At 36.9% G+C, this 12,917-nt stretch carries 11 protein-coding genes and 1 pseudogene; 8 read left to right on the top strand and 4 right to left on the bottom strand.

The genetic code is table 11. The annotated features are described in order from the left end of the window. Window positions 1–108: 108 nt before the first annotated feature. From AB1284_RS01585 to AB1284_RS01575, 3 genes and pseudogenes are all read right to left on the bottom strand, one after another. On the bottom strand, window positions 109–1,284 hold the full coding sequence (locus AB1284_RS01585; protein WP_429752182.1) for a M20 family metallopeptidase: 1,176 nt from the start codon (window positions 1,282–1,284) through the stop codon (window positions 109–111). A gap of 99 nt (window positions 1,285–1,383) precedes the next feature. After that, window positions 1,384–1,826: pseudogene (locus tag AB1284_RS01580) on the bottom strand (IS200/IS605 family accessory protein TnpB-related protein); the annotation flags it as partial. Between the two features lie 36 nt (window positions 1,827–1,862). After that, on the bottom strand, window positions 1,863–2,612 hold the full coding sequence (locus AB1284_RS01575; RefSeq protein WP_429752184.1) for a C39 family peptidase: 750 nt from the start codon (window positions 2,610–2,612) through the stop codon (window positions 1,863–1,865). Between the two features lie 288 nt (window positions 2,613–2,900). Between AB1284_RS01575 and AB1284_RS01570 the strand changes: the two genes are divergently transcribed. The 7 genes from AB1284_RS01570 to AB1284_RS01540 all read left to right on the top strand — a co-directional run bounded on the left by AB1284_RS01570 (window position 2,901) and on the right by AB1284_RS01540 (window position 9,789). Continuing rightward, window positions 2,901–4,307 (top strand): amino acid permease, encoded by a 1,407-nt coding sequence (locus AB1284_RS01570; RefSeq protein WP_429752186.1) that lies wholly within the window; start codon window positions 2,901–2,903, stop codon window positions 4,305–4,307. A 295-nt stretch (window positions 4,308–4,602) separates the two neighbouring features. Next, complete coding sequence (gene qoxA, locus AB1284_RS01565; RefSeq protein WP_377882870.1) at window positions 4,603–5,478, top strand: cytochrome aa3 quinol oxidase subunit II; 876 nt, start codon at window positions 4,603–4,605, stop codon at window positions 5,476–5,478. 33 nt (window positions 5,479–5,511) lie between these two features. After that, entirely contained in the window at window positions 5,512–7,446 is a 1,935-nt protein-coding gene (qoxB, locus tag AB1284_RS01560; RefSeq protein ID WP_429752188.1) for a cytochrome aa3 quinol oxidase subunit I, read from the top strand. Window positions 7,447–7,459: 13 nt separating this feature from the next. Beyond that, on the top strand, window positions 7,460–8,062 hold the full coding sequence (gene qoxC / locus AB1284_RS01555) for a cytochrome aa3 quinol oxidase subunit III (protein WP_429752190.1): 603 nt from the start codon (window positions 7,460–7,462) through the stop codon (window positions 8,060–8,062). Window positions 8,063–8,064: 2 nt separating this feature from the next. After that, window positions 8,065–8,364 (top strand): cytochrome aa3 quinol oxidase subunit IV, encoded by a 300-nt coding sequence (gene qoxD / locus AB1284_RS01550; protein ID WP_429752192.1) that lies wholly within the window; start codon window positions 8,065–8,067, stop codon window positions 8,362–8,364. Window positions 8,365–8,761: 397 nt separating this feature from the next. Next, window positions 8,762–8,986, top strand: a complete 225-nt coding sequence (locus tag AB1284_RS01545) for a DUF4022 family protein (protein ID WP_429752194.1) — start codon at window positions 8,762–8,764, stop codon at window positions 8,984–8,986. 365 nt (window positions 8,987–9,351) lie between these two features. Beyond that, window positions 9,352–9,789: a GNAT family N-acetyltransferase gene (locus AB1284_RS01540; RefSeq protein WP_429752195.1), complete on the top strand. Its 438-nt coding sequence runs from the start codon at window positions 9,352–9,354 to the stop codon at window positions 9,787–9,789. Between the two features lie 61 nt (window positions 9,790–9,850). Here the strand turns inward: AB1284_RS01540 and AB1284_RS01535 are convergent, their stop codons facing one another. Beyond that, window positions 9,851–11,143, bottom strand: a complete 1,293-nt coding sequence (locus tag AB1284_RS01535; protein ID WP_429752197.1) for an NCS2 family permease — start codon at window positions 11,141–11,143, stop codon at window positions 9,851–9,853. Window positions 11,144–11,458: 315 nt separating this feature from the next. On the opposite strand from AB1284_RS01535, the gene AB1284_RS01530 reads away from it, so the two are divergent. Further along, the gene (locus AB1284_RS01530; RefSeq protein ID WP_429752199.1) at window positions 11,459–12,856 is read left to right on the top strand and encodes an amino acid permease; all 1,398 of its coding nucleotides are present in this window, start codon (window positions 11,459–11,461) and stop codon (window positions 12,854–12,856) included. Window positions 12,857–12,917 lie beyond the last annotated feature (61 nt).

Genomic DNA, 12,917 nt, shown 5'->3' with positions numbered 1-12,917 from the left:
CACCTAACTTTCTTTTTTAAATGGTGTAGTTATATTTCTCTATTTCAAGAAAATATATACAAAAAGAGTTATCCATTAGTAACTGGATAACTCGAATAAAACACTATTTTATTCCCCATTTCGCATAAAGTTCAAAACAGACGAAACAAATATATCTACACCGATCGGCAAGGCATCCTCATCAATTGTAAAACACGGATGGTGATGAGGGTGGATAATTCCCTTCTCTTGATTTCCAGCCCCTATAAAGAAAAATGTACCTGGAGCTTTTTGTAAAAATGCTGAAAAATCCTCTCCAGCCATCGTTGGCTGCAAACGAACAACTTGCTCCCTTCCTAAAAGTTGCAATGCCGTATTTTCTACATGCCTTGTTACATTCTCTTCATTTACAACCGGACGATATCCGTATTCGTATGTAAATCTATAAGATGCCCCGTATGCCTCTGTAATACATTTTACAATTTTCTCAATTCGCTCTGCTGTTTGCTTCCGAAGTTCATCCCGTAAACTTCTCACTGTCCCTCCAATTGTCGCACTATCAGGAATTACATTATGAGTTGTCCCTGCATGAAACTGTGTTACAGATAACACTAATGAATCTAATGGATTAGTAAGCCTGGAGACAATTTGTTGTAATTGAGAAACAACTTGTGTACCAATTGCGATACTATCAACTGTTTCATGCGGAATCCCAGCATGTCCGCCTTTCCCAACAATCGTAATCGAAAACGCATCAGGAGCAGCCATTGCTGGACCATACACAACACCAACTTTGCCAACTTCCAGTGGTGCCCAAAGATGCGCACCGATAATATAATCGACTCCTTCCATAACACCTGCGTCAACCATTTCCTGTGCACCACCCGGAAAATTCTCCTCAGCATGTTGAAACAAAAAACGAATTTCCCCTTGAATTTGATCTCGCTTTTGTGAAAGTGTGTATGCCGTGCCAAGTAACATCGCCATATGTCCATCATGTCCACACGCATGCATAACTCCTTGATATCTAGAAACAAAATCAAATTTATTCTCTTCTTCAATAGGTAATGCGTCCATATCAGCACGAAGCGCAATTGTTTTTCCTGGCTGTTTACCTACCAATTTTGCCATTACACTATACTGCGTTGGACGTGAAACTTCTAAATGAGGAAATGTTTGCAGTATGTCATAAACCGTTTGAGATGTCTTTTCTTCACGATAAGAGAGCTCAGGATACATATGAAAATGTCTTCTCCATTGAATAAGCTGCTCTTTCGAAATAGATGCTTCTTGTATAATATCCATATACAATCATCCTTTCTCCCCTATATTACCTGTTATTATGAAAACTCCCGCCACTTATCTCATTCGGATCTTAAAGTGGGGGTGTCTCGTGTATCCCCTTCAAAAGATGCTTAACACGAGTGGAGTTGACACAGCTGCCCGATGGCACAACCCCTCTATTCCATCAGCAAACGCCTTTGGAACTACTTTTTTAAGATGTTATAGGCACCATTCACATCTGCGTTCAGTAGTTTGTTCTCTTTCGTACGGTACAAGCCACGTTTGATACGTGTTCCACTGAATATAGGAATATCTTCCTCACCATAAGTTGGTATCACGTCATTGTCTAGAAAGGATGCCTTGCTTGTATACGATTCTTCTACAACTTGTACAGCAATACCTTTTCGTTTTGCCTTATAGATGATCATTTCAATGAGTAAATTATGTGGAACATGACAAAATGATTGATTTTGTCGTTCCCCCATCTTACTGTTTTGTTTCCATGATGTATTTTTTCCAATCGCAATCGTAGAGATTTCCTGTTGAATCGCTATCTGAACGATGAAAAAAATAAAAAAGCTATCAAATTTGATAGCTTTTTATTTTTTTAGAATCGTAATCGCTTGTTTCCCCATTTGTTCCCATGACTTTTCAAATTGAGCACGCGGAATACCTTTACGCGGATTGTTTGCCAATGGATCATTTATATATACAAAATTTTGATCATAACCTACAATAACAGCGCTATGTTCATAATATGTAACCTTTAATTCTCCAGCATTTGTCTTCCAAGTTTCAAAGCTTCCTTCATCTAGCGGCTGAAAAGTTGTATTAGCAATAACCCATACCGGTGAACCAGCACTAAGAACTTTATATATATCTTTTATATCTCTTCCTGTTAAATCAATTGTTTTATCTGGAACATATTTTTGCGCTAATTGAAAAATTGGCTGATGATATACCCCGTAACCTGGTTCAGACTTTGTATAAATATTTCCTACAAATCCTTCATGAGGATTTCCTCGCAAACCATTTGTCTCAAACGGTACACGTGTAATTTCATTTGCAAGCTTCATTTTGTCAACTTGAATTCCGTTATATTGCAGTAACATTGCTAAACTTGTCACTTCACAACCTCTTTCTAATTCAGGAAGTTGCTTTATAAATGGCACATTTTCAATCATCACTTGCTCTTTCATTTCATATGAAAAGTCTAAGCGAAGTTCCTCAGTTTTTTGAAAAATTTTATTTTTCCCTTTTTCAAATATTCCCATAACATCCTTACTGCATGCCGCACCGACAAGAACTCCAACTCCTAAAATACATATGTATTTCATTATCCTAAACATATATCTAACTCCATTACATAATTATTTTCTTACATTTCCCAAAATAATACTCTCTTTATTGTACCGTTGTTTTCACTAGTTTACTAGAATGATTCTACAAATTGTGATTTTAGGATATCACCTAAAATTCATACTTTTTAAAATAAAAAGATTTTTTAATATACAATTTCAGAATATTTTGTTAGAATGAAATGTGTTTAATATAGTGAAATTTCTTCAATAAAGATAAGCGAATTCACTAGCAGTTTTCATTGTGATTTTAACTAAAAAATATGAGGTGAGGGGTATATGATACAAAAGGAGAAGCAGTCAAATGAACTAAAACGTACGATGCAAAGCAGACACCTCTTCATGATTGCTCTAGGAGGAGTTATCGGAACCGGATTATTTATGGGATCTGGACAAACTGTTCACAATGCTGGACCCGGCGGAGCCATTCTTGCCTATTTAGTCGGCGGATTTGTTATGTATTTAACGATGCTTTGTCTTGGCGAATTAACAGTTGCAATGCCTGAAGCTGGCTCTTTCCAAAGCTATGCTAGCAAATTTATTTCACCTGGTTTTGGATTTGTGGTTGGATGGATGTATTGGCTAAACTGGGCTGTAACCGTCGGAGTTGAATTAACGACTGTCAGTATTTTAATGAAGCGCTGGTTTCCAGATGTTTCATCTTGGATATGGTGTGTTATATTTGCAGCCATACTCTTTATTGTAAACGCTTCCTCTGCACGTGCGTACGCTGAAGCTGAGTTTTGGTTTGCAAGTGTTAAAGTAATAACAATTATTCTTTTTATTCTACTCGGCGGCGCTGTTATGTTTGGTGTATTAGACTTTAACGGTAAGCCGGCACCAATGTTCCATAACTTCACAGGAAATGGCGGATTATTTCCAAATGGACTTCCAGCTGTTCTGCTTACAATGATTACTGTTAATTATGCGTTCCAAGGAACAGAATTAATTGGTATTGCTTCGGGTGAAAGTAAGCAGCCGGAAATAACAATACCACGTGCTATAAAAAGTACAATTTGGCGAACACTTTTCTTTTTCGTTCTTGCCATTTCTGTAGTCGTAGGATTATTACCATGGCAAGAAGCAAATCTTGTAGAAAGCCCGTTCGTACTCGTTTTTGACACAGCTGGAGTCCCATATGCAGCAGACATTATGAACTTTGTCATTATTACGGCTGTATTATCGGTAGCAAACTCTGGTTTATACGCAAACTCTCGTATGCTGTGGGCGATGGCAAAACAAGGAATGGGAAGTCCGCGTTTCACAAAATTAACGAAAAAAGGGGTACCGATCAACGCCTTAATTTTCAGCTTACTCTTTGCCGGTCTTTCTCTGTTAACAAGTGTATTTGCCGCTGATACAGTCTTTTTAGTATTAACATCGATTGCGGCCATGGCAGCTGTCGTTGTTTGGATGTCCATTGCTGCATCTCAATTTTTCTTTAGAAGAGAATTTATTAAGAACGGCGGAGATATACGAGACTTAAAATACCGTGCGCCGCTATATCCGCTTGTTCCTATTGCAGCGTTCTCGTTAAACTTCATTACATTTATAAGCTTAGCGTTTATTCCAGATCAACGTATTGCTTTATATTGCGGCATTCCATTCATGATTATTTGTTACATTTTTTATAAAGTAAAATATAAAAAAATTGTCACATTTGAGCAGCAAAAAAATGTTTCATAAGGAGTAAACTAAATATATAAAATATTCAGCTATCTTTACTTATTATAAGATAGCTTTTTTCTATTTTTTGGATATTCTGGTATAACTTTATTTATCTTAAAATTTTAAAAATCGCGATATGGCATCAAAAATAGTTTACAATATTAGCAAGTTACAAAAGTTTTTCATCGTAAAAACTGTGCATTTGTGTCTATTTTTTAACAATATCTCAAAAACTATTGCCATCTATAAATTAATAGGTTTATATTGTTTTATTGGCATAGTTTCAATCCAAGGAGAAAGGAGATTTTCAATCGTGCAACTGAAAAAAAAATTTTGGAAGTTGGCTTCACTTCTTCCACTATCATTACTCTTGTTCCTCGGTGGATGCGACAAAAAAATTGCTGTATTAAATCCACAAGGACCTGTTGCAAAAACGCAGTATGATTTAATTATTTGGTCGCTCATACTGATGTCTGTAATTATTGTAGTCGTATTCGTCCTGTTTACAGTTATTTTAATTCGTTACCGTGAAAAACCAGAGAATATGGACTATGAGCCACCTGATATACATGGTAATACTCTTTTAGAAATTATCTGGACTATTTTCCCTGTTATCATCGTGATTGCATTGTCAATCCCGACAGTAAAAGCAACATATGCATCGGAAAAGCCACCAGAGCAATCAAAGGATATAAAACCTGTAGAAATTTACGTTACATCTGCTAACTGGAAATGGTTATTCAGTTATCCTGAGGAAGGAATTGAAACCGTTAACTATTTAAATGTACCAGCAGGTGTTCCAATTCAATTTAAGTTAACTTCTGTTGGTCCAATGAATGCTTTCTGGATTCCAGAGCTTGGTGGAATGAAGTACAACATGGATGGTATGGTCATGGACTTATACCTACAAGCTGATAAACCAGGTTCTTACACTGGACGTAGTGCAAACTTCTCTGGTAAAGGATTTACTGACATGGAGTTTGAACTTGAAGCTAAAACAAAAGATGACTATAACAAATGGGTAAAAGAAGTACAACAAACTGCCCCTAAATTATCTGAAAACAAATATAAAGAAATTGTTGAACCAGGTGTAGTAGGGCGTATGTCGTTCTCTAGCAACCATTTAAAATATGTAGATCCAAAATCACTTGAATATTGTGATTACAACTACTACAAAAACAAAAAGTAATAACGACTATTCCAACAGATTGGAGTGAATATAGTGAAGCTTGATGAATTTTTTGTCACAGGCGATCCGATTCTATACGGAGCGGATGCATCTATCGTTCTTGTGACGTTAGGAATCATTTTTGTGCTAACAAAGTACAAAAAGTGGAGATGGCTTTGGGATGAGTGGTTAACTTCTGTTGACCATAAAAAAATTGGGGTCATGTATATCATTTCAGCAATTTTAATGCTGTTCCGTGGTGGTATGGACGGATTAATGATGCGTGCCCAACTAACGTTTCCTGACACAACTTATTTAAATGCTGAACACTACAACGGTATCTTTACAACACATGGTACTGTTATGATTCTTTTCATGGCAATGCCATTTGTTATGGGACTTATGAACGTTGTTGTACCTCTTCAAATCGGGGCACGTGACGTTGCATACCCTTATCTAAATTCCTTAAGCTTTTGGTTATTTTTCGTAGGTGCTATGTTATTTAACATCTCCTTCGTTATCGGTGGTTCTCCAGACGCTGGATGGACATCGTACTTCCCGATGGCTGGGAAAGAGTTTAGTCAAGGCGTAGGAAACAACTATTATTCAATTGCATTACAGATTGCGGGTCTCGGTACGCTGATGACAGGGATTAACTTCCTTGTTACAATCTTAAAAATGCGTGCACCAGGCATGAAGTTAATGAAAATGCCAATGTTTACATGGTCTATTTTAATCACATGTGTAATCATTATCTTTGCTTTCCCAGTATTAACAGTTGCTCTTGCATTAATGACATTTGACCGTCTGTTTGATGCTCACTTCTTTACGATGGCGAGCGAAGGTATGCCAATGCTTTGGGCTAACTTGTTCTGGGTATGGGGTCACCCTGAAGTATATATCGTTATTTTACCGGCATTCGGTATTTTCTCTGAAATCGTAAGTACATTCTCGCGTAAACGTCTATTTGGATATAGCGCAATGGTATATTCAATGATTGCTATCGCAGTCTTGAGTGGTCTTGTATGGCTGCATCACTTCTTTACAATGGGTGCAGGACCATCAGTTAACTCATTCTTCTCGATTTCGACAATGGCAATTTCAATTCCAACCGGTGTTAAGATCTTTAACTGGTTGTTTACACTTTATAAAGGTCGTATTCGTTTTACAGTTCCAATGCTTTGGTCATTGGCGTTTATTCCAAACTTCGTAATTGGTGGGGTTACGGGTGTTATGCTTGCGATGGCAGCAGCTGACTATCAGTACCATAACAGCTACTTCCTAGTTGCTCACTTCCATTACGTATTAATCGCAGGTACAGTATTTGCGATGCTTGCTGGATTTACATTCTGGTATCCAAAAATGACTGGCCATATGCTAAATGAGCGCATTGGTAAATGGACATTCTGGATCTTTATGAGCGGATTTAACATTTGTTTCTTCCCAATGTACTTCCTAGGTTTAGATGGTATGACACGTCGTATGTACACATACTCTGCAAATCTTGGATGGGGCTTATTAAACCAAATCGCATCTGTCGGTGCAGTAATGATGGGTATTGGCTTTATCTTATTATGCTACAACGTAGTTTATAGCATTCGTCATGGTGAACGTGACTTAACTGGAGATCCTTGGGATGGCCGTACACTTGAATGGGCAACACAATCTCCTGTACAACATTACAACTTTGCAAAAATCCCAGAAATTAAGCATAGCGATGTATTCTGGGAAATGAAGAAAAACGGTGAAACTATTGCACCAAAACCTGAAGAATTAAAACCAATTCATATGCCGAGCAATTCAGGTGTTCCAATTATTATGTCTTGCTTCATCGGCCTTGCTGGTTTTGCATTAGTATTTAGCTGGTTCACGTTAGCTATTATCGGCGGTATTGGTATGTTAGCTTGTATGATTTGGCGTTCGTTTGATTACGACGACGGATACTACATTAGCGTAGATGAAATTAAAAAGACAGAACATGTTGCATGAGAGGTGAAACGAAATGGCGGCTTTAGATAAAAGCTTACCTCTAGAATATCAATCTGAACAAAGCAGATTGAATATTTTAGGGTTCTGGATTTTCCTTGGGGCTGAAATCGTGCTGTTCGCAACACTTTTCGCCTCTTACCTAGTATTAGCTGGTCGTTCCGCAGATGGTCCGACAGCAGCACAAATTTTTGAATTAAAGCCTGTTATGATTGAAACACTTTTACTTTTAACAAGTAGTTTCACATGCGGGATTGCAATTCATGAAATGCGTAAAGAAAACAAAAATGCTATGCTCGTTTGGTTTATCCTTACATTACTATTAGGTGCAGGCTTCCTTTACATGGAAATTGAAGAATTCATGATGTACGTAAGCCACGGTGCTACACTTCAAACAAGTGGTTTCTTATCAGCATTCTTCGTTCTACTTGGAACGCACGGTGCCCACGTAACGGGTGGTATCATCTGGGCAGCTTGTGTTATTATCCAAATTTTAAAACGAGGACTAACACCAGTTACAGCACGTAAAGTATTTATTATCAGCTTGTACTGGCATTTCCTTGACGTTGTTTGGATCTTCATTTACACACTAGTTTACTTGAACGGGATGGTGGCGTAATAATGGGACAAAACAATACACACGCTCATAGCGGGTTTCCTTGGTCACACGTTTTCGGATTTATTTTATCACTTGCATTAACGTTCCTTGCTGTATACGTAGCGTTATATACAAGTTTGCCACTTTCAACAATCTTAACAAGCATTATTGCAATGGCATTGGCACAAGCAGCATTACAATTAATTATGTTTATGCACTTAAAAGAAGGAGAAGGCATAACACAAACAATAGCAATATTATTCAGCTTCTTCATCGCTATAGTAACTGTTGTTGGTACGGTTTGGATTTTCTTCTCTATGTAATTTTCAAAAGTCTGTTGGGACAATGTCTCAGCAGGCTTTTTTATATAAAGTAAAACTTCCACCTATCTTCTTCGCTTCTCTCTGAGTCTTGAATAACAGGATATTAAATACTTATATATAATGGTTAGCACTGCATCTTCTGCTCCCCTTAGGTAATTTAATATCTCATCTATAGCATGCAGATACTCCCTTTTTAGCAGGTTCAAAAGGAGTAGATTAGAGTAAGTAATAGGCAGTAACTTCCCTCCCCCACTAATGACAGTTTCATTTTATTCTTTCTAGAAAGAAATTAATTCATAAAACCTTAATTGCATAGAAAATCCACAATATTCCTTAAGTTCTATTTTTATGTATGGTAAAATATTACTATCATATATACCTAAGGAAGTGTCAAGACATGTCAATATCAACTTTAGCTCTTTTATTACTCGGAGAAGTACTTGTCGCAATTATTCTGATTGGGCTCAGCATTGAAATTTGGAGCTATGGGTGGAAAAAAACAAACGGAGTAAAGTATTCTTGCATTTTACTTTCTCTTATTATTGGAACTAGCAGTGTATTGGGACTTTGTATAGCACCAGCTTATTTTTTTATACAACTTACAGATAAGGTTAAATTTTAACCATATGGCTATTGATTATTCGTCGAATCAATTGAAGTATATGAGCAGATTTCATCCCTATCCCCTTCGTTAATCCCTTATAAATTGAACTTCCATCAGTGAGGTTTTCTTCATCCCCCACCTATGTTCTTAAGAAAAGCGGAAGCGGCTCGCTCAGAATCGCAGAACGCCCGCGCACCCGACAGAGATGCGCTTTTTGCCTCGTCCGAGGGGGCGAAACGACCGGAGATTCTAGCCGCTAGAGCTGGACCATGATTCTCCCTGATCCTTGAGGTGGGGGGTCTTACTGCCCGCGAATAGCGAGATAAAAGCTAGAAATAAGGACTGTTCCTGTCCGTTAATACTGTAAAAAGTGAGGTATATGTATGGTAGAAATAAAACGAATTGATTGCTCTCAAACATATGCACTTCGACACGAAATTTTGCGGCCTAATCAAAGTTTAGAAGACTGTAAATATACTTCTGATAATAAAAAAAATACCTTTCACCTTGGAGCATTTATGGACGATAAGCTTATTAGCATTGCTTCCTTTTCTTATGAAATACATCCCTCTTTAGGAGAAGGCATTCATTATCGTCTACGAGGAATGGCCACAGAACAAAATTTCCGCAAACAATATGCTGGAAGTACATTAATCCACAGCGCTGAAGCAATATTAACAGAGCACCATGTAAAGCTTCTATGGTGTAACGCCAGAATCACTGTTGCAAATTATTATACACGATTAGGATTTCAAGAATATGGTGAAATATTCGATATTCCTCCAATCGGACTACACAAATTAATGTACAAAATATTATGATCTTACTTTATTGTATGCAAAAAAGAGCGTCTCCTTCCGAGAAGCTCTTTTTTGCAATTCATTATAAAAACAAGTGACAACCAAATAATATAGCAAAGAAATAAAGAAACGGATGTACTTCCTTTCCTTTTCCTTTTACAATTTTTAAAATCGGATAAATTAAGAAGCCAAGTGCTATACCGTTCGCGATACTTGATGTGAGTGGAATACCAACAAAGATAAAAAATGCTGGAAGTGCATCTTCAAAGTCATTCCAATTTACTTCCCGAATATTTTGCGCCATAAGGCTGCCAACAATAATAAGAGAAGGCGCTGTAATTGCCGCTACACTTGATAATGATGCGATTACAGGGCTCAAGAAAGCTGTAATGATTGTCAATCCAATAACGACAATACCTGTTAATCCTGTCTTTCCTCCTGCTGCAATACCAGCAGAAGATTCAATTGTAGCTGCAGTTGGACTTGTTCCAAACATTGCCCCTACTGTTCCTCCAATTGCATCTGCAATAAATGCTTTTCCAAAACGCCCTTCTGCATTATCCGTATTTAAACCCGCCTGCTTAATTAACCCAAGCAATGCTCCTGTTGTATCAAATAACAATACAAGCAAAAATGAAAAAACAATACCATATAATCCGTAGTGAATTACATCCGTCACAGCATGAATCGGATTAAATGTAATCATCCCTTCTGGTAAATGCGGAACTGCTACAAGTTTATCGCTAAACTTCAATTGTCCTGTAAAAAAGGCAATGACTCCCGTTACAATCATACTAATAAATAGTGCACCATTTACGTTTAATACCATTAATATTGTAGCTAACACTAAACCAATTAACGTTAGCACAACAGAGGGAGAATGAAAATTTCCAATGGTAACTAAGTTTGTAGGATGATCTACGATAATACCAGACAACCGAAGCCCTATAAACGCAATGAACAAACCAATTCCTGCTGCAATCGCATGCTTTAAACTATCAGGAATAGACTCAATTAATTTTTGACGAAACGATGTAAATGAAAGTAAAAGAAAAATAATACCTGTCAAAAATACCGCTGAAAATGCAATAACATATGTAATGCCTTCTGCTTGTTGAACAACAGAGTAAGCAAAGTAAGCATTCATTCCCATTGCTGGTGCAATGACGATTGGATAATTTGCTAAAAATGCCATACATAATGTTCCAACAATTGTTGCAATAATTGTTGCCGTAAAGGCTTGATCGAACGGTACTCCTGCATCAGATAAAATCTTCGGATTGATGACAAGAATGTACGCAAATGTGAAAAACGTCGTAATTCCCGCTAAAATCTCCTGCTTTACAGAAGTATTGTATTTCTTTAATTGAAACATACTAGCTATCCTTCCTATTTAATAAAATTATGATTATAACTACCTTTTCAAATTAACTTCTTCTAACAGCAATAAAATAAAGACTTTATTGTGCAAAAAAAATATAATACTTAATCTTATCAATTACTAAAAAGGAGCGTCAATACACTTACTAATAGTTCGAATTTTAAAATTAAGTTTAACACTCTATATATATAGTACAGAAAACATTGTCTTTTTTTGTAGCACAACAGGGATAAATGTTTTATAATTTTAAATAGTTAGATACTTCGAAAACGAATACAATATTTTTTCTTATAATAAAGGAGGTTTACTATGAAGCACACAGACAAAGCAGACACTTTAAACCGCGGATTAAAACAACGACATATTACACTTATGTCTCTTGGATCTGCTATTGGAGTTGGGTTATTTTTAGGATCCGCTTCTGCTATTAAACTAGCAGGACCATCCATTTTATTTGGTTATATCATTGCAGGCCTTGCTATCTTTTTCATTATGCGTGCGCTTGGAGAAATGGCAATTGAACAACCTGTTGCCGGTTCTTTCAGTAAATATGCGCATGACTATTTAGGTCCATTAGCAGGTTATATAACAGGCTGGAATTATTGGTTTTTATGGGTTGTTACTTGTATGGCGGAAATTACAGCTGCAGGTATTTATATGGAATATTGGTTCCCTGACATTCCACGTTGGATTTGGGCTTTAATTGCTCTCGTATTAATGAGTGCATTAAACTTTTTATCTGTTAAAGTGTATGGAGAACTTGAATTTTGGTTTGCTCTAGTTAAAATTGTCACAATTATCTGTATGATTGTAATTGGTACTGGTATTATTCTATTTGGTTTTGGAAACGGCGGCGTAGCGACTGGAATTTCAAATCTTTGGTCTCACGGTGGTTGGTTCCCGAATGGTTTCTCTGGTCTTCTTCTATCTCTACAAATGGTACTATTTGCTTACTTAGGAGTGGAGTTAATCGGTGTAACAGCTGGAGAAGCAGAAAATCCGAAAAAAACATTATCTAAAGCAATCGATAACGTATTTTGGCGCATTTTAATTTTCTATGTAGGGGCTCTATTCGTTATGATGGCAATTTACCCATGGAATGAGATTGGCGAAAAAGGAAGTCCATTTGTACTAACGTTTGAACAAATCGGCATTGCGAAAGCAGCAGGAATTATTAACTTTGTTGTATTAACAGCTGCCCTTTCTTCTTGTAATGGTGGTCTCTTTAGTACAGGCCGTATGCTATTTACATTAGCACAGCAAAAACAAGCACCAGAAAAGTTTGGTCATTTAAATAAAAACGGCATTCCAAGTAAAGGAATTTTAGCAACAGCTTTCGTATTATTAATAGGCGTTGCTTTAAACTACCTTGTTCCTGCGAAAGTATTTACGTGGCTAACTAGTATTTCAACATTCGGAGCAATTTGGACTTGGGGCGTCATTTTAGTTGCGCAGCTACGCTTCCGTAAAGGATTATCACAGGAAGCACAAAATAAATTAACGTACAAATTGCCACTGTTTCCACTTAGCTCTTATATTACACTCGCTTTCCTTGTTTTAGTATTAGGAGTTATGGCATATTCTACTGATACACGTATCGCATTAATCGTTGGACCGATTTGGATTATCGCTTTAGTTGCTGTTTATTATATGAAAGGTTTTCATATGATAAATAAAACTCAAAAATCTTCTTCAAGAATCGGGTAAAGCTACTCCCTTCCTCATATTAGGAAGGGAGTTTTTCTATGGATCTAAAAAATATTTCTCA

The organism is Bacillus sp. S2(2024), from assembly GCF_050474045.1.
GTDB lineage: Bacteria > Bacillota > Bacilli > Bacillales > Bacillaceae_G > Bacillus_A > Bacillus_A yunxiaonensis.
Note: the sequence above shows the minus strand (reverse complement) of the source record. Positions and strands in the feature narration are given on the sequence as shown.

Excerpts from the sequence above, each read along its gene's own strand:
- AB1284_RS01540 (WP_429752195.1), top strand. The coding sequence starts at position 9,352 with ATGGTAGAAATAAAACGAATTGATTGCTCTCAAACATATGCACTTCGA.
- qoxD (WP_429752192.1), top strand. The coding sequence starts at position 8,065 with ATGGGACAAAACAATACACACGCTCATAGCGGGTTTCCTTGGTCACAC.
- AB1284_RS01585 (WP_429752182.1), bottom strand. The coding sequence starts at position 1,284 with ATGGATATTATACAAGAAGCATCTATTTCGAAAGAGCAGCTTATTCAA.
- qoxC (WP_429752190.1), top strand. The coding sequence starts at position 7,460 with ATGGCGGCTTTAGATAAAAGCTTACCTCTAGAATATCAATCTGAACAA.
- AB1284_RS01575 (WP_429752184.1), bottom strand. The coding sequence starts at position 2,612 with ATGTTTAGGATAATGAAATACATATGTATTTTAGGAGTTGGAGTTCTT.
- AB1284_RS01570 (WP_429752186.1), top strand. The coding sequence starts at position 2,901 with ATGATACAAAAGGAGAAGCAGTCAAATGAACTAAAACGTACGATGCAA.
- AB1284_RS01545 (WP_429752194.1), top strand. The coding sequence starts at position 8,762 with ATGTCAATATCAACTTTAGCTCTTTTATTACTCGGAGAAGTACTTGTC.
- AB1284_RS01535 (WP_429752197.1), bottom strand. The coding sequence starts at position 11,143 with ATGTTTCAATTAAAGAAATACAATACTTCTGTAAAGCAGGAGATTTTA.
- AB1284_RS01530 (WP_429752199.1), top strand. The coding sequence starts at position 11,459 with ATGAAGCACACAGACAAAGCAGACACTTTAAACCGCGGATTAAAACAA.